General features: G+C 70.1%; 24 protein-coding genes. 11 read left to right on the top strand and 13 right to left on the bottom strand.

The window, feature by feature from the left end:
• Positions 1–3: 3 nt before the first annotated feature.
• Together LX12_RS03865 and LX12_RS03860 are read right to left on the bottom strand one after the other, a co-directional pair.
• On the bottom strand, positions 4–648 hold the full coding sequence (locus LX12_RS03865; RefSeq protein WP_253653228.1) for a vWA domain-containing protein: 645 nt from the start codon (positions 646–648) through the stop codon (positions 4–6).
• Positions 649–735: 87 nt separating this feature from the next.
• A complete protein-coding gene (locus tag LX12_RS03860; RefSeq protein ID WP_253653227.1) occupies positions 736–2,610 on the bottom strand; it encodes a glycosyltransferase in 1,875 nt (624 codons plus the stop codon).
• A 55-nt stretch (positions 2,611–2,665) separates the two neighbouring features.
• On the opposite strand from LX12_RS03860, the gene LX12_RS03855 reads away from it, so the two are divergent.
• Positions 2,666–3,550 carry a polysaccharide deacetylase family protein gene (locus tag LX12_RS03855; RefSeq protein WP_253653226.1) on the top strand — a complete coding sequence of 295 codons (885 nt, stop codon included), beginning with the start codon at positions 2,666–2,668 and terminating at the stop codon, positions 3,548–3,550.
• A 7-nt stretch (positions 3,551–3,557) separates the two neighbouring features.
• Here the strand turns inward: LX12_RS03855 and LX12_RS03850 are convergent, their stop codons facing one another.
• The gene (locus tag LX12_RS03850; RefSeq protein WP_253653225.1) at positions 3,558–3,773 is read right to left on the bottom strand and encodes a hypothetical protein; all 216 of its coding nucleotides are present in this window, start codon (positions 3,771–3,773) and stop codon (positions 3,558–3,560) included.
• A gap of 74 nt (positions 3,774–3,847) precedes the next feature.
• Here LX12_RS03850 and LX12_RS03845 point away from each other — a divergent pair, with 74 nt between their 5' ends.
• Both LX12_RS03845 and LX12_RS03840 read left to right on the top strand, forming a co-directional pair.
• Complete coding sequence (locus LX12_RS03845; RefSeq protein ID WP_253653224.1) at positions 3,848–4,678, top strand: S-methyl-5'-thioadenosine phosphorylase; 831 nt, start codon at positions 3,848–3,850, stop codon at positions 4,676–4,678.
• Complete coding sequence (locus LX12_RS03840; protein WP_253653223.1) at positions 4,678–5,703, top strand: NAD-dependent epimerase/dehydratase family protein; 1,026 nt, start codon at positions 4,678–4,680, stop codon at positions 5,701–5,703. Before LX12_RS03845 ends, LX12_RS03840 begins: the two co-directional genes overlap by 1 nt.
• Positions 5,704–5,709: 6 nt before the next feature.
• Here the strand turns inward: LX12_RS03840 and LX12_RS03835 are convergent, their stop codons facing one another.
• Positions 5,710–7,065: a hypothetical protein gene (locus tag LX12_RS03835; protein ID WP_372504942.1), complete on the bottom strand. Its 1,356-nt coding sequence runs from the start codon at positions 7,063–7,065 to the stop codon at positions 5,710–5,712.
• A 172-nt stretch (positions 7,066–7,237) separates the two neighbouring features.
• On the opposite strand from LX12_RS03835, the gene LX12_RS03830 reads away from it, so the two are divergent.
• The 5 genes from LX12_RS03830 to LX12_RS03810 all read left to right on the top strand — a co-directional run bounded on the left by LX12_RS03830 (position 7,238) and on the right by LX12_RS03810 (position 10,601).
• Positions 7,238–7,906: a glycosyltransferase family 2 protein gene (locus LX12_RS03830; protein ID WP_253653221.1), complete on the top strand. Its 669-nt coding sequence runs from the start codon at positions 7,238–7,240 to the stop codon at positions 7,904–7,906.
• Positions 7,903–8,583 carry a TIGR04282 family arsenosugar biosynthesis glycosyltransferase gene (locus LX12_RS03825; RefSeq protein WP_253653220.1) on the top strand — a complete coding sequence of 227 codons (681 nt, stop codon included), beginning with the start codon at positions 7,903–7,905 and terminating at the stop codon, positions 8,581–8,583. Before LX12_RS03830 ends, LX12_RS03825 begins: the two co-directional genes overlap by 4 nt.
• Positions 8,580–9,269, top strand: a complete 690-nt coding sequence (locus tag LX12_RS03820) for a class I SAM-dependent methyltransferase (protein ID WP_253653219.1) — start codon at positions 8,580–8,582, stop codon at positions 9,267–9,269. Before LX12_RS03825 ends, LX12_RS03820 begins: the two co-directional genes overlap by 4 nt.
• A gap of 66 nt (positions 9,270–9,335) precedes the next feature.
• Complete coding sequence (locus tag LX12_RS03815) at positions 9,336–10,112, top strand: SDR family NAD(P)-dependent oxidoreductase (protein ID WP_253653218.1); 777 nt, start codon at positions 9,336–9,338, stop codon at positions 10,110–10,112.
• Between the two features lie 114 nt (positions 10,113–10,226).
• The gene (locus tag LX12_RS03810) at positions 10,227–10,601 is read left to right on the top strand and encodes a DUF1330 domain-containing protein (protein ID WP_253653217.1); all 375 of its coding nucleotides are present in this window, start codon (positions 10,227–10,229) and stop codon (positions 10,599–10,601) included.
• A 34-nt stretch (positions 10,602–10,635) separates the two neighbouring features.
• Here LX12_RS03810 and LX12_RS03805 read toward each other — a convergent pair whose 3' ends face one another.
• The 5 genes from LX12_RS03805 to feoB all read right to left on the bottom strand — a co-directional run bounded on the left by LX12_RS03805 (position 10,636) and on the right by feoB (position 16,611).
• The gene (locus tag LX12_RS03805; protein ID WP_253653216.1) at positions 10,636–11,025 is read right to left on the bottom strand and encodes a PPOX class F420-dependent oxidoreductase; all 390 of its coding nucleotides are present in this window, start codon (positions 11,023–11,025) and stop codon (positions 10,636–10,638) included.
• Between the two features lie 50 nt (positions 11,026–11,075).
• Positions 11,076–11,867, bottom strand: a complete 792-nt coding sequence (locus LX12_RS03800) for an alpha/beta fold hydrolase (RefSeq protein ID WP_253653215.1) — start codon at positions 11,865–11,867, stop codon at positions 11,076–11,078.
• A gap of 167 nt (positions 11,868–12,034) precedes the next feature.
• The gene (locus LX12_RS03795) at positions 12,035–13,867 is read right to left on the bottom strand and encodes an acyl-CoA dehydrogenase (RefSeq protein WP_253653214.1); all 1,833 of its coding nucleotides are present in this window, start codon (positions 13,865–13,867) and stop codon (positions 12,035–12,037) included.
• Positions 13,868–14,068: 201 nt separating this feature from the next.
• Complete coding sequence (locus LX12_RS03790; protein WP_253653213.1) at positions 14,069–14,644, bottom strand: NifU family protein; 576 nt, start codon at positions 14,642–14,644, stop codon at positions 14,069–14,071.
• A 2-nt stretch (positions 14,645–14,646) separates the two neighbouring features.
• Positions 14,647–16,611: a ferrous iron transporter B gene (gene feoB / locus LX12_RS03785; protein WP_253653212.1), complete on the bottom strand. Its 1,965-nt coding sequence runs from the start codon at positions 16,609–16,611 to the stop codon at positions 14,647–14,649.
• A 168-nt stretch (positions 16,612–16,779) separates the two neighbouring features.
• Here feoB and LX12_RS03780 point away from each other — a divergent pair, with 168 nt between their 5' ends.
• Complete coding sequence (locus tag LX12_RS03780; protein ID WP_253653211.1) at positions 16,780–17,850, top strand: metallophosphoesterase; 1,071 nt, start codon at positions 16,780–16,782, stop codon at positions 17,848–17,850.
• A gap of 9 nt (positions 17,851–17,859) precedes the next feature.
• Here the strand turns inward: LX12_RS03780 and LX12_RS03775 are convergent, their stop codons facing one another.
• A complete protein-coding gene (locus LX12_RS03775) occupies positions 17,860–18,150 on the bottom strand; it encodes a FeoA family protein (RefSeq protein ID WP_253653210.1) in 291 nt (96 codons plus the stop codon).
• 99 nt (positions 18,151–18,249) lie between these two features.
• Positions 18,250–19,026 carry a deoxyribonuclease IV gene (locus LX12_RS03770; RefSeq protein ID WP_253653209.1) on the bottom strand — a complete coding sequence of 259 codons (777 nt, stop codon included), beginning with the start codon at positions 19,024–19,026 and terminating at the stop codon, positions 18,250–18,252.
• A gap of 115 nt (positions 19,027–19,141) precedes the next feature.
• Between LX12_RS03770 and LX12_RS03765 the strand changes: the two genes are divergently transcribed.
• Together LX12_RS03765 and LX12_RS03760 are read left to right on the top strand one after the other, a co-directional pair.
• On the top strand, positions 19,142–20,548 hold the full coding sequence (locus LX12_RS03765) for a WS/DGAT/MGAT family O-acyltransferase (protein ID WP_253653208.1): 1,407 nt from the start codon (positions 19,142–19,144) through the stop codon (positions 20,546–20,548).
• A gap of 99 nt (positions 20,549–20,647) precedes the next feature.
• Entirely contained in the window at positions 20,648–23,095 is a 2,448-nt protein-coding gene (locus LX12_RS03760; RefSeq protein ID WP_253653207.1) for a cytochrome P450/oxidoreductase, read from the top strand.
• Positions 23,096–23,112: 17 nt separating this feature from the next.
• Here the strand turns inward: LX12_RS03760 and LX12_RS03755 are convergent, their stop codons facing one another.
• Together LX12_RS03755 and LX12_RS03750 are read right to left on the bottom strand one after the other, a co-directional pair.
• Complete coding sequence (locus LX12_RS03755; RefSeq protein WP_253653206.1) at positions 23,113–23,670, bottom strand: TetR/AcrR family transcriptional regulator; 558 nt, start codon at positions 23,668–23,670, stop codon at positions 23,113–23,115.
• 58 nt (positions 23,671–23,728) lie between these two features.
• Positions 23,729–25,339, bottom strand: coding sequence for a GMC family oxidoreductase (locus LX12_RS03750; RefSeq protein WP_253653205.1), 1,611 nt, complete (start codon positions 25,337–25,339; stop codon positions 23,729–23,731).
• Positions 25,340–25,349: the final 10 nt, after the last annotated feature.

The following is a 25,349-nucleotide window of genomic DNA, read 5'->3' as shown; positions in this document are numbered from 1 at the left end:
GCGTCACCGGGGCGCGGTGCTGTCGCGCTCGCCCGTGGTGAAACCCTCGACCGGTCGGCCCGCGCGGCGGGACTCCCGGCCGCGTGCTTGCAGGTTCGACACCGCGTGATAGGCCTTGCGCACCTGGTCCGGGGCGGCGGCGTAGGTCAGCGACCGGTCGGCCGAGAAGCCCATGGAGGTGCCCACGTCGACGGCGTCCATGTTCGCGCCGAGGAACACGAACGTCCACGCGTACTGCTCCTCCTGCTGTCGGATCAGTGCGCGGACGGCGTCGACGGTCCATTCGCGGCTGGAGTTCTCCATCCCGTCGGTCATCACCAGCACGGTCACCGCGCCGGGACGCTCCTCCTCGGGCCGGGCCGCGAGATCGGTGCCGATCTCGGTGACGAACCGCCCGATCGCGTCGAGCAGGGCGGTCCCGCCCCGCGGCTGGAGGTCGAGCGGAGGCACGTCGACGATCGGCCGGTGGGTGTAGACCTGCTCGTACTCGGTGTCGAACTGCGCCAGCGAGACGACGGTCTCCACGTCGGCGGAACGCTCCGTCGCGATGAACGCGTCGAAGCCACCGCAGGTGTCGTCGACGATCGACTGCATGGAGCCCGACCGGTCGAGCAGTGCGGCGACCAGGGACAGGTTCGGATCGGTCATGGTGGGCTCCTTCGGCGAGTCGGGCGGGGAGGCCCGACCGTACAGCCGTCCACCGACAGGTCCGTCCCGCGGCGGATGCCCGCACGCTCAGTCGACCGGTGCGTCGATCCCGTAGAGCCGAGCCCAGTTGTCGACGCTGGTCAGCGTCGGCATGGCATCGCGGTAGGCGGCGGCCACCCCCGGCGCCTCACGCCGGAGACGCAGGCTGATGCGGACGAGTCGCTCGCTCAGCTGGCGCGCGGTGTCGCGGTCGTAGCGGCGTTCACGGCATCCGTGCTGCGAGGCGTCGGTGACGAAGACGTGGTCGAACTGACCGACGTGCCACCACTGCGCGTCCTCGTAGGAGATCGCGACGGGACCGCGGATGAGCCGACCGCGCGCGTGGGCGACGGTGCGCTTGGCGAGGACGGCGTCCTCCCAGCCGGGCTTCGGCGGTGGGGCCGCACGTCGGATCGGGACCGACGGCCCGATGGCCGACACGGGCACCACCTGCGTGTCGGCGTAGGCGCGCCGCTCGGCGTTGATCTCCCGCAGCGCGGCCGCGCCACCGTCGTCGAGGATCGACGGCCCGGCGAGGAAGTCCTCGAGGGCGCGCAACTGCGTGTGCGCCAGGCCGTACTGCAGGCTGACGATCGACCGGGCGATCGCCCGCCCCATCTCCTTCGCGACGGCGTCGGGCGCGAATCCCGGTTCCAGTGCGGCGGTGATCAACCCGTTCCGGGTGGCGAAGTAGTGGCCGAACCCGTCGACGTCCTTCCAGTAGAAGTCGGCGTGCCACACGCCGGCGCCCGGGAGGGTGACCGTCGGAATCCCCGCGCGGGCGGCACGGAGGCCGTATTCGACGTCGTCCCACTGGAAGAACACCGGCAGCGGCATGCCGATGGTGGTGATCACCTCGGCCGGGATGAGGCACGTCCACCAGCCGTTGTACTGCGCCTCCGCCCGACGGTCGGAGATCTTCTTCAGCATGTTCTTGTTCTGCTGCACGTACCTGTCGTCGGTGACGCCCCGCCGCAGGCTCACCAGGTCGACCTTCTCGGCGGTCGCCAACAGATGGGTCGGGTTGTGCAGGAACAACATCTGCGCGCCGACGATCGACGGGCCGGACGTCATCGCCGCGAACGCGGCCAGACGCAGGACGGTCTCGGGCTCGCACAGGATGTCGTCGTCCATGAGGACGACGTCGCCGTGCGGAGTGCGCTGGGCCGCCTCGTACATGCCGCGGCTGAACCCGCCCGCACCACCGAGATTGGCCTGTCGGAGGTAGTGCAGCGTGTCGCCGAGCTCCCCGCGGACGCGGTCGAAGAGCGGGTGCTCCTCCACCGGGGTGTCGCCCTGGTCGACCACCCAGATCGCGTCGACGACGGACAACGCGTCGGGATCCGACGCGAGCGCGGCGACGGTCTCGGCACAGTGCCGGACGCGGTTGTGGGTGCAGATGGCGATCGACACCGGCCGCGGGGCCTCGGCGGTCTCCACCGACCACGCGATGTCGGTGATCCGCGCCGTCCCGTCGATGGCCTGGAACGACAACCACATCGCCCCGCCGTCGGCGAAGGCCGTCAGGGGCGCGGTCATCTCGACGGTCTCGTCGCCGACCACCTCGGTCGCGTCGACGATGCGGCGGTGGCTGCCGATGTCGGAGGCCCACAGCACGAGACGCAGGTGTGCCGACGTCGCGACCGTGACGGTGACCGTCACCGACGACGCGGTGGTCCATCGCTGCCAGTAGCTCGCGGGAAACCGCCCGAAGAAGGTGTTCATGTCCGCGTGGGCGCCGCGCTCGAGGTGCAGCCCGGTCCGGGTGCGGCTCGCGCTGCCCTTCTCCATGACGGCGTAGAGCGCCTCGTTCGCGACGGGTGAGGTGCCCGTGAACAGGCCGCGGGCGACGACGCGCCGACCGGCGGTCGATCCGTCGCCCCGGTCCGGCCCCGCGGTCGTGGCCGTGTCAGCGGAAGTCACGGTGGTGAGGGTATCGCGCCGACGTGCGGCCACCTGCGCCACGCATGATGGGGAGATGGCCCTCCCCACGCACGGCAGGTTCGATCACTCCGCCATCACCGACCGCCCCGGTTTCGACTGGCCCGGGGGAGCCCGGCTGGCGGTCTACGTCGCCGTGAACTGCGAACACTTCGCCTACGACGACGGCTCGACCGACCTCGGGTTCACGCCGGGCATGAGCCAACCGGACTCGTACAACTACGGCTGGCGTGAGTACGGCAACCGTGTCGGGGCGTTCCGCGTCGCCGAGACCCTGGAACGGGTGGGCATCCGACCGACCGCGCTGGTCAACTCCGAGATCTACGAGCACGCCCCGGCTGTCCCGGCCGCGTTCCGTGCGCTCGGGGCGGAGTTCGTGGCGCACGGACGGACCAACTCGGCGACACCGAACTCGCTGACTGGTGAGGCCGAACGGGAGACGATCGACCTCGTCCGCCGTGCCATCACCGACGGCGAGGGGGCACCCCCGCGTGGGTGGATGAGCCCGGGTGCGGCCCCCAGTCGCATCACCGAGGACCTGCTGGCCGAGCAGGGGTTCACCTACACCCTCGACTGGCCGATCGACGACCAGCCGGTCTGGCTCACGACGCGCAGCGGACCGCTGCTGTCGGTGCCCTACCCGCACGAGGTCAACGACCTGCCGGTCTTCGTACACCACCACCACACGGCGGAGACGTTCGCGCGCATGATCACCGACTCGTTCGACGAGCTGCGCGAGAACGCCGAACGCCAGCCGGTGGTGTTGTCGGTCTCGCTGCACACGTTCCTCGCCGGCCAGCCCTACCGGCTGCGGCAGGTGCGCGCCGCACTCGAGCACATGACGTCGCACGCCGACGGCGTCTGGTTCACCACGCCCGGCGAGATCGCCGATCACTACGCGTCGGTGGTGCCGGCGCCCTGACCCACGGTCACGGGATGCCGATGTCCTGCACCTGCTCCGCGGCGGCGCGGACCGCGGCGCTGAGGGTCGCGGGATCGACACGCCGCGCGCGCTCCCACTTCCGGTGCACCGGGCAGCGCTGCAGACGGGTGTCCCCGAGCCGGACCGCCTTGAACGAGGCCATCGGGATCCAGATGGTCGAGTACAGGGCGCCGGACTGGCACCGCACGATCGTGCGCTCCACACCGTCGATCATTCGCCGGAGCAACGGTCGTGGCAAGGGTCGGGCGCAGGCGCGGACCACCTACTGTTGGCCCGGTGAGCGCACCCCTGGACGACGCCCCGACGATCGGGGTCATCGGCGGCACCGGCTTCTACTCCTTCTTCGACGACGAGGCGCGCGACGTCGTCGTCGACACCCCGTTCGGGGCGCCGAGCGCTCCGATCTCGGTCGGGACGGTGAACGGCGTGCGGGTGGCGTTCGTGCCGAGGCACGGACGCAGCCACGAGTACCCGCCGCACCGCGTCCCGTACCGGGCGACGATGTGGGCGCTGCGGTCGCTCGGGGTGCGACGTGTGCTGGCACCGTGCGCCGTCGGGAGCCTCACACCCGACATCGGTCCGGGTGCCGTCGTCATCCCCGACCAACTCGTCGACCGCACCTCGGGCCGCGAGCACACCGTCTTCGACACCAGCGCAGTCCACGTGAGCTTCGCCGACCCCTACTGTCCGACGCTGCGCGGCCACGCCTCGCAGGCCGCGCGGTCGGCGCCCGCGCAGCCGCCCGTCGTCGACGGCGGCACGATGGTCGTCGTCGAGGGTCCGCGGTTCTCCACCCGCGCGGAGAGTCGCTGGTTCGCCGCGCAGGGGTGGACGCTGGTCAACATGACCGGCCACCCCGAGGCGGTGCTCGCCCGCGAGCTGCAGATGTGTTACGCGGCAGTGGCCCTGGTGACCGATCTGGACGCCGGTGTGGCCGAGGGCGAGGGTGTGTCGGAGACCGAGGTGTATGCGGTCTTCGAACGCAGCCTGCAGATGCTCAAAGGCTTGCTGTCGCACGCCGTTGCGCTCGTCGACACCGATCCTGCGGCGGCCGAGTGTGATTGCGCTGCCGGCGGTCATGATCTCGACGCGCTGATGGCCCGCTGATGCGCGTCCTGCTCACCGGCGCAGCCGGGTTCATCGGCACCGCGATCCGCCGACAGCTCGTCGAGCGGGACCACGACGTCGTCTGCGTCGACGGCATGATCCCCGCCGCGCACGGCCCCGGTGCGGTGGCGCCCGAGGGTGTTCTCGTGGAGCAGTTGCGCGACACCGACATCGACGCCCTGCTCGACGGTGTCGACGTCGTGTGCCATCAGGCGGCTCGGGTGGGTGCCGGTGTCGACGCCAACGACGCGCCGGACTACGCCGCCGACAACGACCTCGTGAGCGCGCGCCTGCTCGCCGCGATGTACCGGCGCGGGGTCACCCGATTGGTGTTCGCGTCGTCGATGGTGGTCTACGGCGACGGCACCTACGTCGACGTCAGCGGGACCGTCGTCGATCCGCCCGAGCGGACCCGAGAAGCGCTGGAGGCGGGCCGGTTCGAGCGATACCTGGCCGACGGTGCGGTCGCCCGCTGGACACTGACCCCGGAGGAGGCGGCCCTCGCACCGCGCAGCTACTACGCGGCGAGCAAGGCCGCCCAGGAAGGTTTCGCGAAGGCGTGGGTCCTGGAGACCGGCGGGTCGGTGACCGCGCTGCGCTACCACAACGTCTACGGCCCGAACATGCCGAAGGACACCCCGTATGCCGGTGTCGCGGCGATCTTCCGATCCCAACTCGAGGCAGGCACCGCGCCGACCGTCTTCGAGGACGGTGGCCAGATGCGGGACTTCGTCCACGTCGACGACATCGCCCGCGCCAACGTGGCGGCGATCGAGGACACGCCGGCCGGTTTCGTCCCGCTGAACGTGTGCTCGGGACAACCGATCTCGATCGGCGAGGTCGCGGCGACGCTGAGTCGGACGGTGGGGGGCGACGCCCCGGTGGTCACCGGACGGTTCCGCCCGGGCGACGTCCGGCACATCGTCGCCGACCCGGCGCGGGCCCGCGAGATCCTGGGCTTCGAGGCGACGATCCTGCCGTCCGAGGGTCTCGCCGAGTTCGCGACGGCGCCGCTGCGCGACTGACGCGTCCTACCAGTGCGTCCGCACGATGCTGTTGATCAGCAGTGCGGTGAGGACCTGGGCGGCGAGCCAGAACCGCGCGTGCTTCGGCGGGAGCAACGCGGTCGTGGTGAGGATCCATGCGCCGAACGGCAGCCAGATGCGTTCGGTCTCGGCCTTGCTCAGACCCGAGAGGTCGGCGAGAGCCATTGCTGCGAGGCCTGCGAGGCCCAGGATCACGACGGCCTCGCGCCGACGGATGGCGCCCCAGCGGAGGGTGCGCCCGAGTCCGACGACGGCTGCCGGGCCGACCGCGCACATCGACGCGGCGAAGTTCGCCCACACCCAGTAGGAGTAGGGCCGCTTGCTCGCGATGCCCTGGTAGTAGCGCTCGTAGACGAGGTGATAGCCGTCGAGCCACCAGAAGCCGGCGAGCGCGAACGCGCCCACCACGACGATCGCGGCGGGGACCGCCCACAGCAACGGCTTCCATCTCCGGGCGACGACGAGGGTGGCGACCGCGACGACGCCCATGAGGGTGAGCCCGTAGTTGCAGAAGATCCCCCAGGCGAGCAACGCACCGGCGCCGACACCGGCGATCGCGCGGACCCTCGGGGCATCGGTGGTCGCCGAGATCGCGAGCAGCGCGATGCCCCAGGCGACGACACCGAGGAAGTAGCCGTCGGCGGAGACCCCGATCCACACCGCGGCCGGGGTGACCGCCGCGAACGGTGCGATCCGTCGCGCGGTGTCCTGGCCGGCGAGGCGTCCCACCGCGACGAGGATCGCCATCGCGGCGCTCGTCCCGACCACGATGCAGAACACGCCGGCGCGGGTGCCGGTGCCCAGGCCGACACGGTCGAGCAAGACGAAGCTGAGCAGCGCACCGGCAGGGTGGCCGGACACGTGCGTCGGCCACGAGTTCGGCTGGAAGTCGAGGATGCGCGAGTCGAACGTCTGGAGCATCCGACCGATGTCGGAGACACCGCGCGCCGTCGGCATGTACTCGTCGGGACGGTCGAGCTGCACCGAGATGCCGCGCGTCCAGCCGTCGATGAGGGCGAGGCTCAGCGTCCAGGCCATCGCGACGACCCAGGTGACGACGACGAGAGGCCCCCACCGCAGGGCGCGCGCCGCCCACGGTCCGATCGCGATCACCAGCAGACCGATCGCGACGGCGACGGCGGTGCTGTAGTTGCCGTGCGGGTCGACGTCCCCGAACAGCGGGGGTGCGAGCACGAAGATGTTCAGCTTCAGCTCCGGCGAGCCGTAGAACGGCACCAGGATCGCGGTCACCAGCAGCGCGGCCGCGACGAGGATCGCGGCGGTGTCGCGGAACCACCGCGGGGCGCCCGGTGGGGACGCGGCGACCGGCTCGTCCGAGATGTCCGACTGCTGGTCCGGCGCTGTCTGCGTCTCCGTCACGGGCACCACGGTAGGCACATCGTCGCCACGGGAGTTGTCGACCCGCTCCGGCGTTGCGCAGGCCACGATCCGGCTAGGGTTTCGCTCATGAGGATCACGCCATGCCTGCGCGGGAGAGCACTCGGCGCCGCCCGTGGCTGACGACACCCCGCCGATCGGGGTCACCGTCGTGATCCCGTGTCGCGACGAGGCGCAGGCACTCCCGGGAGTGCTCGCCCGCATCCCCGACGGCTTCCGAGCGCTCGTCGTCGACAACGGCAGCACCGACGGCACCGGTGATGTCGCGCGTGCCCACGGCGCGACCGTGGTCGAGGAGTCGGTGCCCGGTTACGGCAGCGCCGTCGACGCGGGTGTCCGTGCGGCGTCCGACGAGATCGTCTGCACCATCGACGGCGACGGGTCCATGGACCCGTCCGACCTCGTCCCCCTCGTCGACGAGGTCCGTCGTGGAGCCGATCTCGCCGTGGGACGTCGGCGTCCGTCGCGTCGCGGGGTGTGGCCGCTGCACGCGCGCGTCGGCAGCGAACTGATCGCCCGCCGCATCCGACGACTCCACGGCGTCGACGTCCACGACATCGGTCCGATGCGCGCCGCCCGCCGTGAGCGACTGCTCGAACTGCCGGTCCAGGACATGCGCTTCGGCTATCCCGTCGAGCTGCTCGTCCGGGCCGGCCAGGCCGGCTGGCGCGTCGTCGAACACGACGTCGTCTACAACCCCCGCGCCGCGGGGGAGTCGAAGGTCTCGGGATCGGTGATGGGGTCGGTGCGCGCGACCCGCGACTTCCTGGTGGCCCTGCGATGAGCCGCACCGGTGTGCTCGTCGTGGCCAAGGCGCCGGTACCGGGGCTGGTCAAGACTCGCCTGATGACCCGGTTCTCGGCCGAGGACGCGGCCGCGCTCGCGTCGGCGGCCCTCCTCGACACCCTCGACACGGCGCTGTCGGTGCCGGGCGCGTCGGTCGTCGTCTCGCTCGCCGGTGTGATCGACGACGCCGTCGGGGCCGACGATCTGCGCGAGCGTCTGTCCCGAACCACGGTGATGGAGCAACACGGGGACACACTCGGCGACCGGCTCGACAGTGCCCACCGGGATGCCGTCGCGACGATCGGCGACGACGCCGTGGTGATGCAGGTCGGGATGGACACGCCCCATGTGACCGTCGAGCACCTGCAGGCGGGGATCGACGCCGTCACCGCCGACGGTGGGGCCGCACTGGGACCCGCGGCCGACGGCGGCTGGTGGGGTCTCGCGCTGCGCGGCGCACGGGGCTCGGACACCCTGCCGGGCGTCCCGATGTCCCGCGAGGACACCGGCGCGCGCACGGAACAGGCCCTGCGCGATGCCGGCCTGACCGTGCACCGTCTGCCGGACCTCTCCGACGTCGATCATCCCGAGGACGTCCCCGCCGCTGCGGCTCTGTGCGCCCCGTCGAGTGCCTTCGCGCGCCTCGCCGCCCGACTCGTCCCGGCGGTCTCATGAGTGCCCCCGAGGGCGTCGGGTCCGACACCGATCTCGCCGACGACGGGACGCACTTCGACGAGGCGTTCCTCGACGCCCTGCGCGGCCAGAACAGCTGGTTGCGACTCGCGGACGGGACACGGACACGACTGCCGGTCACGCGGTGGATGGGCACCAGCGGGGAGACCGACGACGCGGCGTTCGACCGTCACGTCGCGACACTGTGCAGCGGACCCACCGTCGATCTCGGGTGCGGACCCGGTCGGCTGGTCAGCGAACTCATCGACCACGGCGTCTGCGCACTCGGCGTCGACCGCAGCGCCCACGCGGTCGACATGACCCGGCGACGGGGCGGTATCGCGCTGCGACGCAGCATCTTCGACGAGCTGCCCGCCGAGGGGCAGTGGGACCACGCCCTTCTCATCGACGGCAACGTCGGGATCGGCGGTGACCCGTTCGCGACGGTCGCGCGGGCCGCGCGGCTGGTCGCGCCCGGTGGCACGGTCGTCGTGGAGCTGGAGTCCGGCTTGCACGGAGTGTGGGCGGGGTCGGTGCGCGTCGAGTCGCGCGCTGTCATCGGGCCGTGGTTCCCCTGGGCCCGGGCCGGCGTGGGCGCCGCCCGTGAGATCGCCGATCAGACGGGCCTCGAGGTGGGCACCGCGCACGTCATCTCCGGTCGCCACCTGCTCGAGCTGCACCGCCGCTGACCCGGGTCCGCGGTCGGCATCACGGTCTACCGAACGCTCACTCGGTGGGTTGTTAGGCTGCGAGTCGTGGACATCACCGGAGCAAGTGCAATCGTCACGGGGGCCGCGTCGGGCATCGGCGCCGCCGTCGCCCGTCAGCTGGCCGCCAAGGGCGCCAAGGTCGTCGTCGCGGACCTGCAGGAGGACAAGGGGACCGAGCTCGCGACCGAGATCGGCGGCGCGTTCGTCAAGGTCGACGTCACCGACACCGCGCAGATCACCGCCGCGGTCGACAAGGCCCTGGAGCTCGGACCGCTGCGCGTGCTGGTGAACTCCGCCGGCATCGGCTCGGCGCAGCGCACCATCGGGCGCGACGGCTCCTACGACTCGGCGTTCAACCTCGACGTGTACAAGAAGGTCATCGCGATCAACCTGATCGGCACCTTCGACGCGATCCGCCTGGCCGCGACCGCGATGAGCCGCGGCGAGGAGACCGACACCGGAGAGAAGGGCGCGATCGTCAACATGGCGAGCGTCGCGGCGTTCGACGGTCAGATCGGTCAGGTCGCGTACTCGTCGTCCAAGGGCGGCGTCGTCGGCATGACGCTGCCGGTCGCGCGCGACCTCGCGGCCGCGAAGATCCGCGTCAACACCGTCGCGCCGGGCCTCATCGACACCCCGATCTACGGCGAGGGCGAGGACGCCGAGAAGTTCAAGGCGCACCTCGGCCAGTCCGTGCTCTTCCCGAACCGCCTCGGACAGCCCGACGAGCTCGCGTCGATGGTCATCGAGCTGGTCACCAACTCCTACATGAACGCCGAGGTCGTCCGCGTCGACGGCGGCATCCGGATGCCGCCGAAGTAGTCGACACCCGCTCCCGCGACCGAACCCGTCTCCCGCGACCGTCACTCCGGTCGCGAGAGGCGGTTTCGGTCGCGGGAGGCTCAGACGGATCGACGGGTGTGCGAGGCTGGGGTCATGGCTGTCGACCCGCGCGGTGCCGATCTGAAACGCTTCCTGGCGGAGGATCCCGGTGGTCCGGTCGTCATGCTCAACCTCCTCCGCTTCGCCGAGGGTGGTCGCGAACTCTACGAGCGCTACGCCGAGGCGCTGCGCGACAGCTTTCTGCCCCGCTACGGCGGTGAGGTCCTCTACGTCGGCGACGGGGGATCGGCGCTGGTGGCCGAGGACGGGCAGGCGTGGGACACGGTGCTGTTGGTGCGCTACCCGTCACGGCAGGCGTTCTGTGACATGGTCGCCGACCCCGGCTACCACGAGGTGACCGCGTGGCGCACGGACGCGCTCGTCGAGGCCGTGCTGCAGCCGACCACGGAGTGGACGCCGGTCTCCTGACCGACGACGCCGTCGGCCCGCGATTTCGGTCGCGTCAGCCGACGGTGCGCGAGGACACCGTCAGATCGTGCGCCTCGGTGTCCGGCTGGTCGATGCCGAAGCTGATGACCCTGCGCGGGTGGATGCGGATCACCGGCGTCGGGCCGTCGACCGCCTCGGCGGTGCCCCGGATCTCGACGCAGCGCACCCGCCTCGGCGTGACCGAGGCGACGTCGTCGACGACGAATGCGACCTTGCCGTTGTCACGGATGTTGCGGAACTTCTGGCTCGTCTCCAGGTTGTACCCGACGATCACGATGGTGTCGTCGTCCTCGACGCGGAAACCCACCGGACTCACCTGCAGTGTGCCCGAGGGTTGCACCGTCGCCATCCGGCCGAGGCGTTGGCTGCGCAGGTAGGCGAGTTCGCTTGCTGTGAAAGTCATGCGCCCAGCCTCGGATGTCAAGCGCACTCGAGGTCAAGCGGGGACGAAAGTCAGGCGGTGCGGCCGAGGATGAGATCCACCGTCTGCGCCGGCTGATCCCACATCGGGAAGTGTCCGCACTTGTCGAACCAGTGCAGCTCGGAGCCGGGGAACGCCGCGTGCGCCCGCTCAGCCTGTTTCGGCAGCGTGACACGGTCCTGCCGACCCCAGCCGATGGTGACCCGACCGGGTGTCGTCCCCTCCGGTGCGCCCTCCTGCAGCGGACCGTCCACCAGCGCGTCGAGAGCCTGGCGCAGCGACGTCGCCTTCTTGAAGCTGCGCATCTCGTGCAACGCCACCGACGAGGGCAGTTTCCACGGCGCCGCCGAGAACTGCGTGAGCAACGCCGTGCGTCCGACGGGGTTGCCGGTGAGCGCCGGCATCACCGGCTGCAACCCGAGGACCAGCGGCAACGACGCCTTGAGGGCGGTGCTGAAGAAGCGGAGTTCACCGGGACTCCAGAAGCCACCGGGATCCAACGCGACGGTGTCGCCACCGACCCCGCGGCGCGCCAGCTCGAGAACCATGCGTGCGCCCATCGAACTGCCGACGGTGTCGATGCCCGCCAGGTCGTGGGTGGCGATGAAATCCGAGACCGCATCGGTGAGCGAGGCGATCGTCACCTCGCCCGGCAGGGGCGCACTGTCGCCGAATCCGGGGAGATCGATGCTGATCACATCGCGGTGCTGCGCGAGCTGATCGAGGATCGGCGACCACGACGCCCAGCTCGCGCCCAGGCCGTGGACCAGGAGCAGTGGGGTGCCGCTACCGCGGCGGTCGAAATTGAGTGACACGCCTGACATGGCGCACGACCCTTCTGGTGGGAGATCCCGGTGCGACGATGTGTTGTGTCGCCAAGGGCTGTGTCCTCGACGCTACCGGCGATCGGGCTCTGGCGCGTTCTGCCCCGGAAAGCACCCAGCCCGGCCGACCTCGCGGGCGACCGGGCTGAGTGGGTGGATCGGATGGATCAGAAGGCGGCTTCGTCGAGCTCCATGGGATCGTTGTCGATGTTCTCGAGGATGGCGCGGGTCGAGGTGAGGACCGGCAGCATGTTCTTCGCGAAGAACGACGCGACGCCGATCTTGCCCTCGTAGAACGCCTTGTCGGCGTCGGACGTACCGGCGTCGAGCGCGGCGATCGCGATCTCGGCCTGGCGCAGGAGCAGCCAGCCGATGAGCAGGTCGCCGACCGAGAGCAGGAAGCGGACCGAGCCGAGGCCCACCTTGTAGAGCTCGGTGGAGTTCTCCTGCGCACCCATGAGGTAGCCGGTCAGCGTGGCCGCCATGCCCTGGACGTCGTCGAGGGCGGTCTTGAGCAGCTGGCGCTCGGTCTTCAGCCGGCCGTTGCCCGCCTCCGACTCGATGAACGAGCTGATCTGGCCGGCCACGTGTGCGAGCGCCTGACCCTTGTCGCGGATGATCTTCCGGAAGAAGAAGTCCTGGGCCTGGATGGCCGTGGTGCCCTCGTACAGGGTGTCGATCTTCGCGTCGCGGATGTACTGCTCGATCGGGTAGTCCTGCAGGAAGCCGGAGCCACCGAGGGTCTGCAGCGATTCGGTCAGCGTGCCGTAGGCGCGCTCGGAGCCGACGCCCTTGACGATCGGGAGCAGCAGGTCGTTGACCTTGAAGGCCATCTCGGCGTCGGCGCCGGAGACGATCTTCGCCGCGGCCTCGTCCTGGTGCGACGCGGTGTACATGTACACCGCGCGCAGGCCCTCGGCGTACGCCTTCTGCGTGAGCAGGGCGCGACGGACGTCGGGGTGGTGGGTGATGGTGACGCGCGGGGCGGTCTTGTCCGTCATCTGCGTCATGTCGGCACCCTGGACGCGCTGCTTCGCGTAGTCCAGAGCGGTGAGGTAGCCGGCCGACAGCGTCGCGATGGCCTTGGTGCCCACCATCATCCGCGCGTGCTCGATGACGTCGAACATCTGCGCGATGCCGTCGTGCACCTCGCCGACGAGCCAGCCCTTGGCCGGGATGCCGTGCTGGCCGAAGGTGACCTCACAGGTGGCCGAGACCTTCAGGCCCATCTTGTGCTCGACGTTGGTGACGAAGACGCCGTTGCGCTCGCCGAGCTCGCCGGTCTCGTGGTCGAAGTGGAACTTCGGCACGAAGAACAGCGACAGACCCTTGGTGCCGGGACGCGCGCCCTCAGGGCGGGCCAGCACCAGGTGGAAGATGTTCTCGGTCATGTCCTGGTCGGCGGAGGTGATGAAGCGCTTCACCCCGTCGATGTGCCAGGTGCCGTCGTCCTGCTGGACCGCCTTGGTGCGGGCGGCGCCGACGTCCGAACCGGCGTCGGGCTCGGTGAGGACCATGGTGGCGCCCCAGTTGCGCTCGGCGCAGATCTGAGCCCACTTCTTCTGCTCGTCGGTGGCGTTGTCGTAGAAGATCTGCGCGAAGCCCGCGCCGGCGGCGTACATGAACGCGGCGGGGTTGGCACCGAGGATCAGCTCACCGATGGCCCAGTACAGGGTGCGCGGGGCGGGCATGCCGCCCAACTCCTCGGCGATGCCGACCTTGTCCCACCCGGCCTCGATGAGGGCGTTGTAGGACTTCTTGAACGACTCGGGGATGGTGACGCTGTGCTCGTTCGGGTCGAACACGGGCGGGTTGCGGTCGGCGTCGGCGAACGATTCCGCGATCGGACCCTCGGCGAGGGACTTGACCTCACGCAGCATGTCCTGCGCGGTCTCGACGTCGAGGTCGCCGAAGTCGCCGCTGGCCAACACCTCGTCGAGCTTGAACAGCTCGAGGAGGTTGAACTGCAGGTCGCGCAGGTTGCTCTTGTAATGGCCCATGACTGGATTTCCTTTGTCGCCGGGGTGGTGTCGAGCGGGGGCGAGGCCTGCCGTCGACCCGTGAACTTGGCCGCCCGGTAAGTTACTCACCAGTAATAAGACGAATATACCTCGCCGTCGGCTACACGAACAAGCACGCGTTCTCGCGGTGTGACCTGCGCCGCACCGCGGCTCCGGTGTGGCGTGACCTGGCGAGACGCGTCAGGGGATGAGCGGGAGGAGGCGTCGCAGCGGTCCGCGCTCGACGGACCGTTCGGCGGTCCGCACGGTGCGGAGCTGCGGCGCGCGTGCCCGCACGGCGTCGGCGAAACGATCGGTGAGGGTGACGTCGGCGGCGGGGCAGTGGGAGCAGGCGCCGGCCAGGTCGACGGTGATGACGCCGTCGGTCACGTCGACCACGCGCAGTGCGCCACCGTGCGAGGCGACGAAGGCCCCGACGTCGCCGTCGAGCACCTCGTGCGCGGCGGCGCGCAGGACGTCGTCGTCGGTGGTCGGCGCGGCGGCCGACCACGCCGACGGGTCCTCGAGATCGGCGCTGAGCGCGGCGCGCACCCGTGTCCCGACAGCACGCCAGGTGTGGCCGGGTGTCAGCGTCACCAGCACCGCCGACGACTCGACGGTCACGGACTCGACGACGCCGTCGCGGGCGAGGTCGGCCAGCGCCGGCGGCAGCGCGGCGGGCACACCGACGACGGAGAGCAGCCCCGCGGGGACCACCCAGCGGACGGTGGCCGGATCGTTGGCGACAGGTTCGGGGTGGAGGGGGACGGCAGACATCGTCAGACCACCGCGGCGACGATGGTCCGGGCGAGGAACGCCATGCCCCAGGCGATCACGAACAGGTAGCCGAACGCGAGCGCCGGCCACCTCCACGACCCCGACTCGCGGCGGAGCACCGCGATGGTCGACATGCACTGCAGGGCGTAGAGGAAGAACACCAGCAGCGCGGTGATGGTCGGTGCGGTGAAGAGCGGTTGACCCTCCCGCGGACCGTCGGAGACCTTCAGCGACTGCAGCGCCTGCGCCGGGTCGTCGGGATCGGTGGCCGCCGCGACCTGGCCGAGCGTCGCGACGAACGTCTCCCGCGCCGACAACGACGCCAGCACCCCGACGTTGATCCGCCAGTCGAACCCGAGCGGCTCGAAGACCGGCTCGATGAACCGTCCGACGTCGGCCGCCGCACTGTGGTCGATGACGTACGCCGACGTCGCGGTGTTGTCGTTCGGGTCGATCCCGGCGGCGCGGAAGTCCGCGTCCGACCGCGTCGGCAGGTTGAGCAGCAACCACAGCGCGACCGTGGTCAGGAAGATGATCACGAACACCTTGCGCACGAAGCCCTTGCAGGCGTCGTAGACGCTGAGCAGCACCGATCGCACCGACGGCAACCGGTAGGGCGGCATTTCCATGTAGAAGGGCAGGAGCGGTCCCGAACCGCGGCGGAACCGGCTGAACAGCCAGGCACTCACCATGGCCGACACCGCGCCGCCGAGGTACAGGGCGAACATCACCACGCCCTGCGCGCCGAACGGGCCGACCCTGGCGTCGCGGCTCACGAGCAGTCCGACCAGGAGCACGTACACGGTCAGTCGGGCCGAACACGTCATCAACGGCGCCGACATCATGGTGGCGATGCGGTCGCGCATCGACGGCAGCGTGCGGGTGGCCATGATCCCGGGGATCGCGCACGCCAGGGACGACAGCAACGCGACGAACGCGCGCCCCTCGAGACCGGCCGTCGACATCACCTTGTCCATGAGGAACGCGGCGCGCGCCATGTAGCCGACGCCCTCGAGCAGGGCGATGAGGATGAACAGCAACGCGATCTGCGGCAGGAACACCAGCACCGAGCCGACGCCGCCGAGCACCGCGTCGGACAGGAAGCTCGACAACCACCCGACGGTGACGTGCTGCTGCACCTGGTCACCGAGGAACGTGAAGAACGCCTGGACCTGGTCCTGCAGCGGGGTCGCGACGGTGAAGATGATCTGGAAGAACGCGAACATCGTCACGAAGAAGACGAGTGTGCCCCACACGGGGTGCAGCAGGACGGCATCGATCCGCTGCGTCCGGCGGTCGAGTTCGGGCATCCGGTACGACGCGCTCGTGAGAACCGATTCGATCCACCCTCCGACCTCGTCGACCGCGGTCGGCGGGTCCACGACCGGTGCCGACCACGAGGACGGGTCGGCGAGGAGCTCCCGCAGGGGACCCAGCTGCGACCGTCGACCACCGGTGACCGCGACGACGGGGACGCCGAGCGCGCGCGAGAAGGCGCCGATGTCGAGGCCGCCCTGACGTCGGATCAGTTCGTCGGTGAAGGTCAGGACCACGCAGGTCGGCAGACCCGCCCCGACGACCTGCGCGAACATCGCCAGCGACCGACGCAGCGTCGTGGCGTCGAGGGTGACGACCAGCGCATCCGGGGTCTCGAACTCGGTGTGGTCGTGGTCGAGGACGTCGGCGACGATCTGTTCGTCGGGGCTGATCGCGTCGAGGCTGTAGGTGCCCGGCAGGTCCTCGAGGACGACGCCGTCGGTGTCGGCACCCGGCACGCCGTCGAGCGCGACGCGTCCCTCGTAGCGAGCGACGGTGACACCGGGATAGTTGCCGGTCTTCGCCCGCAGGCCGGTCAGTGCGTTGAAGAGTGTCGTTTTGCCCGAGTTGGGACTGCCGACCAGTGCGAGTCTCCGGGTGTCCGGCGGTGCGCCCGCTGTCGCGGGGCCGCCGTGGGGACCGCAGCTCACTGGTGCCTCGACGTCGTCTTTCCTGGATGGGCGATAGGTAAGGCACACCATACTCTTTCGTGACCCGACGGTGTCGACACCGAGGCTTCACGCCCAGGCCGACGACCGTTCATCACCGCGCGGCAGGGTGTCGGGGTCCGTCTCGTGTCCCACGCCCGGAGGTCCTCGATGTCCCGCCTGCGTTCCCACCTGCTCCGATCCGCCTGCCTCGCATCGGCGGCGGTCGCCACGATCGCCGGGGTCGGAACCGCCGGTGCCGCACCGACGTTCGACCTGCCCGGTCTGGGCAGTTCGTCCGGTGTCGGCGGGACGACGTACGCGGTGATCGGCGACGTCCCCTACGGCGCAGCGCAGATCGCGACCTTCCCGAAGTGGATCGACCAGATCAACGCCGACCCGGCGGTGTCGTTCACGTTCCACCTCGGCGACATCAAGAACGGGTCGTCGGTGTGCAGCGACGCCTACTTCGGCCAGATCCGTTCCCAGTTCGACCGCTTCCGGAAGCCGTTCATCTACACCCCCGGCGACAACGAGTGGACCGACTGCCACCGCCCCGACAACGGCGCCTACAACCCGGTGGAGCGCCTCGGGAAGGTGCGGCAGGTGTTCTTCGACCGCCCGGGCCGGACGCTCGGGCAGCAGTCGATCCCGGTCGCCTCGCAGGCCGGCGTCGGCATCCCCGAGAACGTCTCCCTGACCCGCGACGGCGTCGCCATGGCGACGTTGCACGTCGTCGGCAGCAACGACGACCTCAAGCCGTGGACCGGCATCGGGAAGACTGCGGCGACCCCCGAGCAGATCGCGGAGGAGAAGCAGCGGATCGGTGCCGCGATCGCGCTCGTCCGGTCGACGTTCGCACAGGCGCGTCTGCGGAACCAGCGCGCGGTCGCCTTCTACACCCAGGCCGACATGTTCGACCCCACCTACGACGTGACCCAGGCCGACGACTCGGCGTTCACCCCGCTGGTCCGGACGCTGGCGCAGGAGTCGCGGGCGTTCGGCAAGCCGGTGTACCTCTTCAACGGCGACAGCCACGTGTACAACGCCGACAACCCGCTCGCCGCCGGGTCGAAGTGGCTCGCGTTCTACGGGGTCGCGCAGAGTGCCGACAACCTGAAGCGCGTCACCGTCGACGGGTCGTCGAACAACAAGGACTACCTGCGGGTGACGATCGCGCGACCGAAGTCGCCGGAGGTGCTCACCTGGCAGCGGGTGCCGTACACCGTCCAGGCGGGCTGACCGGGTCGGTCAGGCGACCTTGATGCAGCGGGCCTGGTCGCGGCGCAGCGCGATCTCGTAGCCCGCGACGCGGACGACGACCGGTCCGCGCATCGGGGCACGACGGACGACGAGGACCTCGGAACCGGGCACGAAGCCGAGGTCGAAGTAGCGGCGTGCGGTGGCGGCGTCGGCCTCTTCGCAGAGCCGCGCGACCACCACCCGGGAACCGGGGCGCAGGTCGGCGAGGCACACCTCGCGCTGTGCGGGCGGCGCGGTGCCGACGACGCGCGACCCCAGCCGCTCGGTCATCACCGACATGCACTTCTCCTCGCCCGCACGGCAGGTCAGCCCTGCCTCACCTTGGTAAGGCGAGGATAACCACAACCTCGCGGGTCTGGCTACGTCCGATTCGCGTGGTCAGACCGCTTCGCGGAGGTATGCCAGGTCGTCGGCCATCCCCTCGCCGGGGGTCTCGAGGATCACCGGGGCACCCGCGGTCCGGACCACCTCGACGAGCAGGTCGTTGTCGATCTGCCCGTCGGCGAGGTTGGCGTGCCGGTCGCGGGCCGAGTCGAACTCGTCGCGGGAGTTGTTCAGGTGCACCAGGTCGATGCGGCCGGTGATGTCTCTGACCCGCTCGACGATCCCGACCAGGTCCTCGCCACCGGCCCAGGCGTGGCACGTGTCGAGGCAGAACCCGGCGTCGTCGAAGTCGCCCACCTGCTCCCACAGGCGCTCGATCGCGTCGAGGTGCCGGGCCATCGCGTTGTCCCCACCGGCGGTGTTCTCGATGAAGATCGGCACGGCGAACCCGCCCTTGTCGGCCTGGCGCTCGAAGAGCTTGCGCCAGTTGAGGAACCCCTCGCCGGCGTCCTCGCCGTCCCGGAGGTGTCCGCCGTGGACCACGAGACCGATCGCGCCGAGGTCGGCGGCGGCCTTCGCCTGCTGCTCGACGGCCTTGCGCGACGGCATCCGCAGTCGGTTGTTCAGGCTCGCCACGTTGATGATGTACGAGGAGTGCACCACCACGTCGATCGGTGACGACCGGATCCGGTCGGCGTCGGGACGGTCCTGCGGGGCGGGCATCTTCCGGTCCTGCGGGTCCACGACGAACATCTGCAGGAGGTCGGCGCCGAGCTCCTCGGCGGCCCCGATCGGATCGCTGTCGCTGCGCACGTGCGCTCCCAGTCGCATGGACCCGACAGTAGTCGGATCGCGGCGTCCGAACGGCTGACGGTTGGCCTGCGGCGGAGGACAGTGAGGGAGTACCCATGAGGGTGGGATCTGGTCTCGAGGACAGGGGCGGGCTGTGGAGCGACTGAGTGGACTGGACGCGTCATTCCTCTACCTGGAGACGCGCTCGATGCTCATGCAGGTGGTCGGGATGATCGAGATCGATCCGTCCACGGTGCCCGGCGGCTGGTCGTTCGACCGCATGTTGCGAGAGATGGACCGGCGCATCACCGCGATGCCCACGTTCCGACGCAGACTGCACGATTCGTTGTTCAACCTCGACCACCCCGTGTGGATCGAGGACAAGGCGTTCGACATCGAGCGGCACGTGCACCGCGTCGCCCTGCCCGATCCGGGCGGCGACGTCGAACTCGCCGACTTCTGCGCCCACATCGCGGGTGTCCCGCTCGATCGCAGCAAGCCGCTGTGGGAGATGTGGGTCATCGAGGGACGCCCCCACGGCACCGTCTCGATCATGCTGCGGATGCACCACGCGAGCGTCGACGGTGTCTCCGCGGCGGACCTGCTCGCGCAGCTGTGTTCGCTCACCCCCGACGACCCCGATCTCGACGACGACAAGGTCGGCGCGTCGGCCGGGACCGCGTCGCTGCCGGCGTTGGTGGCCGACGGGCTGGTGAACTTCGCCGTCCGTCGGCCCATCTCGATCGCGCGCATGCTGCCGCAGACCGCCCGGGTGCCCTTCCAGTGGATCAGCCGGTCACGGCACGACGAGGCGATGCCGGCGCCGTTCAGCGCACCGCGGGTCGCGTTCAACGGGACCATCACCCCGCACCGGTCGATCGCCTTCACGCAGATCTCGCTCGACGACATCAAGACGATCAAGAACCACTTCGACGCCACGGTCAACGACGTGGTGATGGCGGTGTGCGCGGGTGGCCTGCGGCACTACCTCGAGGAGACCGACGACCTCCCCGACAAGCCGCTCGTCGCCGCCGTGCCCGTGTCGACGCACGACGAGGGCGACGACGACCGACTCGTGGTCGCGGGCACCAACAAGGTGACCGCGATGATGATGACGCTGCCGACCGACGTCGCCGACCCCGTCGCGCGCATCGAGGCGATGCGGGAGTCGTCGGCGAAGGCCAAGTCGCACCACAAGGCTCTCGACGCGACGCTGCTGCGGGGGTGGGCCCAGCTCATCCCGCCGATGACCATCGGGGCGCTCGTGCGTCTCTACTCGAATTACCACCTGGCGGACCGTCACCCGGCCGCGGTGAACGTGATCATCTCGAACGTCCCGGGGCCGTCGTTCCCGCTGTACTTCCTCGGGGCACGGATCCGGGCGCTGTTCCCCCTCGGCCCGATCGCCGACGGGATGGGGCTCAACCTCACCGTCATGTCCTGCGACGGGCAGATGAACTTCGGGGCGATCGCCTGCAAGGAGCAGATGCCCGATGCGTGGCCCTTCATGCGTGCGATCGAGGACGAGGTGAAGGCGCTCCTCGCCGAGTGCGCCGGCTGAGCCGGACGCCTGCGACAAAAACGCAGACATTGTCGTCGGTGGCGACTTATGCTTGAGTTGTGTCGCACCCGACCAGCTCGACAGAAAGTGGTGTCCGTGATGAGCGTTCGTGATCAGGTCATCAACAAGGCCCAGGCGACGGTTCCCATGGAGCGTCAGATCCAGGCGCTGCACCTGTTCCAGCGGGCCAAGAAGCTGGTCGTCGGCGACCGTCAGCCGCACTTCTCCGAGTCCGACATCCCGGACGTGTCCGATCTCGACCTGACCGCGATCGACGTCAGCGACCCGTTCCTCTGGCGTCAGGGGCGGTGGGAGGCGTACTTCCGACGCCTGCGCGACGAGGCGCCGGTGCACTTCCGGTCCGACAGCGCGTTCGGTCCGTTCTGGTCGGTGACGCGCTACGACGACATCGTCACGGTGGACAAGGACTTCGAGACCTTCTCCGCCGAGCCGCAGATCATCATCGGTGCGCCGCCCGAGGGTCTCGACATCGAGATGTTCATCGCCATGGACCCCCCGCGCCACGACCAGCAGCGCGGGGCGGTGCAGGGTGTCGTCTCCCCGCAGAACCTCGAGGAGATGGAGGCCCTGATCCGGGAGCGGGTGCAGGAGGTCCTCGACGAACTGCCGGTGGGGGAGCCGTTCGACTGGGTCGACCGGGTCAGCATCGAGTTGACCTCGCGGATGCTCGCGACGCTGCTGGACTTCCCCTACGACGAGCGTCGCAAGCTCGTGGAGTGGACCGATCTGGTGGCCGCCAGCGCGTCGGCGACCGGCGGGTCCACCGACACCGACGCCGCGTACCGGGCGGCGGCCGAGGCCGCCCGGAGCTTCAGCGCTTTGTGGCACGACAAGGCGGCCCGCCTCGCGGCCGGGGAGAAGCCCGGATACGACCTCATCACGCTGATGCAGATGTCCGAGGACACCAAGGATCTGATCGATCGCCCCATGGAGTTCCTGGGCAACATCGTCCTGCTCGTCATCGGCGGCAACGACACCACCCGCAACTCCATGACCGGTGGGCTGCTGGCCCTCAACCAGTTCCCCGACCAGTTCGACCGTCTCCGTGAGGATCCCGGACTGGTGCCGAAGATGGTCCACGAGATCCTGCGGTGGCAGACGCCGCTCGCGTACATGCGCCGGGTCGCCACCCGCGACACCGTCCTGAACGGGCAGTTCATCCGCAAGGGCGACAAGGTCGTGATGTGGTACGCCTCGGCGAACCGTGACGAGCGGACGTTCGACGATCCCGACGCGTTCGTCATCGACCGTCGTAACGCGCGGCACCACTTGGCGTTCGGCATCGGGACACATCGCTGCATGGGCAGTCGACTCGCCGAGCTGCAGCTGCGCATCCTCTGGGAGGAGCTGCTGGAGCGGTTCGACGACATCGAGGTCCTCGCCGAACCCGAACGCGTGCAGTCGAACTTCGTCCGGGGCTACAGCTCGATGATGGTGACGGTCACCCCGAAGGGCGGCGAACGCCGCGCGCACGGGACCTACCGGGCGGAGCAGCGGGAGCGACGCCGGGCGAAGGAGGCCGCGCGGGCGGCCACCACCCCGGCCACACCGGCGCCGCCGCAGCGTCGGCGACGCACGCCGGACTCGACACTCGACGTGACGGTCGCCCGACGACGGACCGTCGCCGACGGTGTCGTCGAGCTGACCCTCACCGCCCCCAGCGGGGATCCGTTGCCCGAGTGGGGTCCCGGCGCGCACGCCGAACTCATCCTCCGCCCCGGGCTGACGCGGCACTACTCACTGTGCGGCGATCCGGCCGACCGGTCGTCGTGGACGGTGGCGGTGCTGCGGGAACAGGACGGGCGCGGCGGATCGGCGTTCGTGCACGACGAGCTGTCGGAGGGTGCGACGCTCCAGGTGACGCACCCGCGCAACCACTTCGCGCTCGTCCCGTCGCCGCGGTACCTGTTCGTCGCCGGTGGGATCGGGATCACCCCGATCCGCGCCATGATCGCGGCTGCCGAGGCCGACGGTGCGGAGTGGGAACTGGTGTACTGCGGGCGATCCCGCGCGACGATGGCGTTCCTCGACGAGTTCGCCGACGACGACCGTGTGACGGTCTGGGCGAAGGACGAGCGCGGCGACCGTCTCGACCTCGACGCCGTCCTCGGCGAACCCCGGCCCGACACCCTCGTCTACTCCTGCGGCCCGGTCGGCTTCCTCGACGCCGTCGAGGAGAAGTGTGCGGCGTGGCCCGACGGGAGTCTGCACCTCGAGCGGTTCGTGGCCAAGACGATCGACGCACCCGCGGGCGCACTGGACTCCTTCGAGGTGGAGTGCGTCGAATCGGGAGTGACGGTCACGGTGTCCGAGGGCACCTCGATGTTCGAGGCCGTCGAGGAGGCCGGTGTCGACGTCATGGGGTCGTGCATGGAGGGCATCTGCGGCACCTGCCAGGCCGACGTCCTCGGCGGCACACCCGATCACCGGGACTCCGTGCTGACGCGGGCGGAACGCGAGCGCGGCGACACGGTCATGCTGTGCGTGTCCCGGTCGCTCTCGCAGAAGCTGACGCTGGACCTGTAGCGAGACCGGCACCGAGGTCAGTCGAACCCGCGCACGACACGATCGATGCGACGGACCGCCTCGTCCACGTCGACCGTCGGCTGCACGAGATGGCTCAGGGTCAGCCTGACCACGGTGTCGACGAGCGCCTCGGACACCGCGCCGTCGAGGAGTGACTCGAGGGCGCTGGTCGCCTGACCCAGGACGGCATCGGGGGTCACCGTCACCAGGGCGAGGAGACCCGAGTCGTGACCCGGCCGGAGGACGGCTGCGAGCGCCGCGTTCGACCGCCCGTGCTCCAGGACGTTCCGCACCGCCGCGGACACACCGTTCTCGAAGTCGTCGGGGTGCTCCGCCAGGCCGGTGCGCACCCGCTCCAGGAAGCGCTCCACCTCGCGGTGCACCACCGCGCTGCCGAGCTCTTCCCGCGTGCCGACCTCCTTGTACAGGCTCTGCCTCGGGACGCCGGAGCGCTTGGCGACAGCGGTCATGCTGAGGCCGTCCCACCCCTGCTCGGTGATGATCTCCACCGACGCGTCGAGCACCCGCTCCAGACGCAGGGCGCGCATCTCCGCGTAGAAATCGGGCGCGCTCATGGGTCACGAGCTTAGGACACCTCGACCACGGCACCCGCGTCACGCGGGCGGCGCCGGTTCAGGCCGAGGCGCGGATGAGGTCGGCGGCCTTCTCGCCGATCATGATCGCCGGGGCGTTGGTGTGGCCGCGGACGATGACCGGCATCACCGACGCGTCGGCGACGCGCAGACCGGTCACGCCGCGGACCCGGAGCTCCGGGTCGACGACGGAGTCGTCGTCGGTGCCCATGCGGCACGTCCCCACCGGGTGATACAGCGTCTGGGTGTCGCTGTTGACCGCGGCGTCGACGACCTCGCCGAGCGACGGTGACCCGTCGAGGGCGGGCCGGAGCCACCGGTCGCCCATCACGTCCGACAACGGCGCGGTCTCGGAGATCCGGATGCACAGCTCGACACCCGCGTTGAGCGTCGCGCGGTCGAGCCCGTCGGGATCCGACAGGTAACGCGGGTCGATGGCCGGCTTGGCGAGGGGGTCGGCTCCGGTCAACCGCACCGTCCCCGTGCTGCGGGGCTGCTGCAGCACGGCGGCGATGGTGATGCCGTCCTCGGCCACCTCCACGAGGCCCTCGCCGAGGAACGACGCCGGGACGAACAGGATCTCGACGTCGGCGAGATCGCTGTCGGCCGCGAGTCCGCTCTGCACGAACCCGTACACCTCGGCCACGTTCGACGTGAGCAGGCCGCGACGACGCAGCAGGTAGTTCGCCAGCGACGGCAGCTTGGTGGCGTGGAACAGGGTGGTCTCGTCGGTGTTCTTCGTGATGCCCGCGGCGAGGTGGTCGCGCATGTGCGACCCGACGTCGGGGCGGTCGGCCACCACGTCGATGCCGAACCCGCGCAGGTGGTCGGCGTCGCCGATGCCCGAGTTCATGAGCACCTGCGGGCTGTTGACCGCGCCGCCGCACAGGACGACCTCGCGGCGTGCGTGGATCTGCCGTCGGGCGCCGTTCTCGACGACCTCGACACCGACCGCACGGTTCCCGTCGAACAGGATGCGGGTCACGTGGGCGTTCGTGTGCAGGTCGAGGTTGTCGCGCTTGGTGGCGGTCTTCAGGTAGGCGTCTGCGGTGCTCCACCGGGCTCCCCGCTTCTGCGTGACCGTGGTGCGTGAGAACCCGTGCGGCACCGCGGTGTTCGGCGGCACGGTGGGGTAGCCGAGGCTGTCGACCGCGGCGAGGAACAGGTCGTCGAGTGGGCTCGGGCTGCGCTGCTGGGAGATCTCCATCGGACCCCCGTGACCGTGATCGGGGTCGGTCGACCACGGCGCGTTCTCGATGCGGCGGTAGTACTCGACGGCCTCGTCGTACGACCACTGCCCGCCTGCCTGCGCGGCCCACGCGTCGTAGTCGGCCTGGAAACCGCGCACCCACATCATCGCGTTCAGCGAGCTCGACCCGCCGAGCGTCTTGCCGCGCGGCCAGTAGATGCCGCGCTGTTTGAGCTCGGGTTGCTCGACGGTGAAGTAGTCCCAGTCGACGTCGGTGCGGAACAGCTGCGCGAATGCGGCCGGGATGTGGATGAACTTGTCCTTGTCGGGGCCGCCCGCCTCGAGGAGCGTGACGTGGGTGCCCGCGTCCTCGGTGAGACGCGCCGCGATCACGGCGCCGGCCGATCCCGCTCCGACGACGATGACATCGGTTGTGGGCGCTGTGGTCTCCGCGGTGCTCATGACCCCGAGA

The organism is Williamsia serinedens (assembly GCF_024171725.1).
In the GTDB taxonomy this organism is placed as follows: Bacteria; Actinomycetota; Actinomycetes; order Mycobacteriales; family Mycobacteriaceae; genus Williamsia_A; species Williamsia_A serinedens.
The sequence above is the reverse complement of the archived record's forward strand: the minus strand, read 5'-3'. Positions and strand labels throughout refer to the sequence as shown.

Bases quoted from the DNA above. Each gene is read 5' to 3' on its own strand.
- LX12_RS03865 (WP_253653228.1), bottom strand. From the start codon at position 648: ATGACCGATCCGAACCTGTCCCTGGTCGCCGCACTGCTCGACCGGTCG.
- LX12_RS03855 (WP_253653226.1), top strand. From the start codon at position 2,666: ATGGCCCTCCCCACGCACGGCAGGTTCGATCACTCCGCCATCACCGAC.
- LX12_RS03840 (WP_253653223.1), top strand. From the start codon at position 4,678: ATGCGCGTCCTGCTCACCGGCGCAGCCGGGTTCATCGGCACCGCGATC.
- LX12_RS03825 (WP_253653220.1), top strand. From the start codon at position 7,903: ATGAGCCGCACCGGTGTGCTCGTCGTGGCCAAGGCGCCGGTACCGGGG.
- LX12_RS03820 (WP_253653219.1), top strand. From the start codon at position 8,580: ATGAGTGCCCCCGAGGGCGTCGGGTCCGACACCGATCTCGCCGACGAC.
- LX12_RS03810 (WP_253653217.1), top strand. From the start codon at position 10,227: ATGGCTGTCGACCCGCGCGGTGCCGATCTGAAACGCTTCCTGGCGGAG.
- LX12_RS03805 (WP_253653216.1), bottom strand. From the start codon at position 11,025: ATGACTTTCACAGCAAGCGAACTCGCCTACCTGCGCAGCCAACGCCTC.
- LX12_RS03800 (WP_253653215.1), bottom strand. From the start codon at position 11,867: ATGTCAGGCGTGTCACTCAATTTCGACCGCCGCGGTAGCGGCACCCCA.
- LX12_RS03795 (WP_253653214.1), bottom strand. From the start codon at position 13,867: ATGGGCCATTACAAGAGCAACCTGCGCGACCTGCAGTTCAACCTCCTC.
- LX12_RS03790 (WP_253653213.1), bottom strand. From the start codon at position 14,644: ATGTCTGCCGTCCCCCTCCACCCCGAACCTGTCGCCAACGATCCGGCC.
- LX12_RS03780 (WP_253653211.1), top strand. From the start codon at position 16,780: ATGTCCCGCCTGCGTTCCCACCTGCTCCGATCCGCCTGCCTCGCATCG.
- LX12_RS03775 (WP_253653210.1), bottom strand. From the start codon at position 18,150: ATGTCGGTGATGACCGAGCGGCTGGGGTCGCGCGTCGTCGGCACCGCG.
- LX12_RS03770 (WP_253653209.1), bottom strand. From the start codon at position 19,026: ATGCGACTGGGAGCGCACGTGCGCAGCGACAGCGATCCGATCGGGGCC.
- LX12_RS03760 (WP_253653207.1), top strand. From the start codon at position 20,648: ATGAGCGTTCGTGATCAGGTCATCAACAAGGCCCAGGCGACGGTTCCC.
- LX12_RS03755 (WP_253653206.1), bottom strand. From the start codon at position 23,670: ATGAGCGCGCCCGATTTCTACGCGGAGATGCGCGCCCTGCGTCTGGAG.
- LX12_RS03750 (WP_253653205.1), bottom strand. From the start codon at position 25,339: ATGAGCACCGCGGAGACCACAGCGCCCACAACCGATGTCATCGTCGTC.